This window comes from Micrococcus sp. KRD077 (genome assembly GCF_017168505.1).
Classification (GTDB): domain Bacteria; phylum Actinomycetota; class Actinomycetes; order Actinomycetales; family Micrococcaceae; genus Micrococcus; species Micrococcus luteus.
This window is the reverse complement of the sequence record NZ_JABFAZ010000095.1, coordinates 1-1,431: the sequence shown is the minus strand read 5'-3', so window position 1 is coordinate 1,431 and position 1,431 is coordinate 1. Positions and strand designations below refer to the sequence as shown.

Annotated in this window: 1 protein-coding gene; it reads right to left on the bottom strand. The window is 67.4% G+C overall.

From position 1 onward, the window contains the following. Positions 1 to 56 precede the first annotated feature (56 nt). Positions 57 to 1,307 carry an IS256 family transposase gene (locus J1M39_RS11905; protein WP_036318129.1) on the bottom strand — a complete coding sequence of 417 codons (1,251 nt, stop codon included), beginning with the start codon at positions 1,305 to 1,307 and terminating at the stop codon, positions 57 to 59. Positions 1,308 to 1,431: the final 124 nt, after the last annotated feature.

Sequence of the window (1,431 nt, the reverse complement as noted above, 5' to 3'; positions counted from 1 at the left end):
GGTCAAGTCCCTGGAAGTGGTGTAACCGTCTTCGAGGCGGTGGGGGCTTGAGTCGGTCAGGTCTCCAAGGTCGGCATCACCTCCGTGCCCAGGATGGTCGTGGATGTCGTGTCCGCATCCAGACCTGAGCAGCGGGCCAGCAGCTCGAGTCCGAGGTACCGGCGGCCCTCTGCCCACTCATCCGTCTGCTCGGCCAACACCGCCCCGACCAACCGGATGACGGCCTCTCGGTTGGGGAAGATCCCCACGGAGTCCGTGCGGCGCCGGATCTCCCGATTGAGGCGCTCGGCAGGGTTGTTGGACCAGATTTGGGACCACACGTCCTTGGGGAAGCCGGTGAACGCGAGGATGTCCTCCCGTGCGGCGTCGAGGTGGGCGGTCACCGCGGGCAACCTGTCCTGCACGTAGTCCAGGAGCCGGTCGAACTGGGCGTGCACCGCGGGCCCGTCGGGCTGGTCGTAGACGCTGTGAAGCATGGCCTTCACCGCCGGCCACATGGACTTCGGAGTCACGGCCATCAGGTTGGCCGCGTAGTGCGTGCGGCAGCGCTGCCAGACCGCTCCGGGCAGGTTCGCCGCCACTGCTTCCACGAGGCCTCGGTGGGAGTCCGAGGTGACGAGCTTGACCCCTGTCAGGCCGCGGGCCACCAGGTCCGCGAAGAACTCGTTCCACGCCGCCCCTGACTCCGTGGTGGCCACGCGCAGCCCAAGGACCTCGCGGCGCCCGTCGGCGTTGACGCCGGTGGCGACCATGGCCACCGCGTTGATCACCCGACCACCCTCGCGAACCTTCATGGTCAGGGCGTCCGCGGCGAGGAACACGAACGGGCCGGTATCGCTCAGGGGCCGGTGCCGGAAGGCTTCGATGTGCTCATCCAGCTCGGTGGCCATGCGGCTGACCTGGGACTTCGAGAGCGAGTCGATGCCGAGCTGTCGCACGAGTTTGTCCATGCGGCGGGTTGAGACCCCGGCCAGGTAGCAGTCAGCGACCACCGTGATCAACGCGGACTCGGCTCTCTTCCGGCGTTCCAGGAGCCAATCAGGGAAGTACGTACCGGCCCGGAGTTTCGGGATGGCCACGTCGATGGTGCCGGCGCGGGTGTCGAGGGGTCGGTGGCGGTAGCCGTTGCGCTGGGTGGTGCGGGACTCGGAGGCGGTGCCGTACTCGGCCCCGCAGACCGCGTCGGCGTCGGCGCTGAGCAGGGCGTTGATGATGGTCTGGAGCAGGTGACGCAGCAGATCTGGTGAGGCTTCGCCGAGGGCTTCGCGCAACAGGCGTTCAGGGTCGACAATGTGAGGAGCGGTCATCGTGGTGATGTCCCTTTCGAGAGTGCTCTGGAAGGTTCGCTCGAAGGCTCCCACGGTGACCGCGTCCGTGCAGGGGACGGTGTCGGTGACCGGGGAGGGTTACACCACTATCAGGGACTCAACT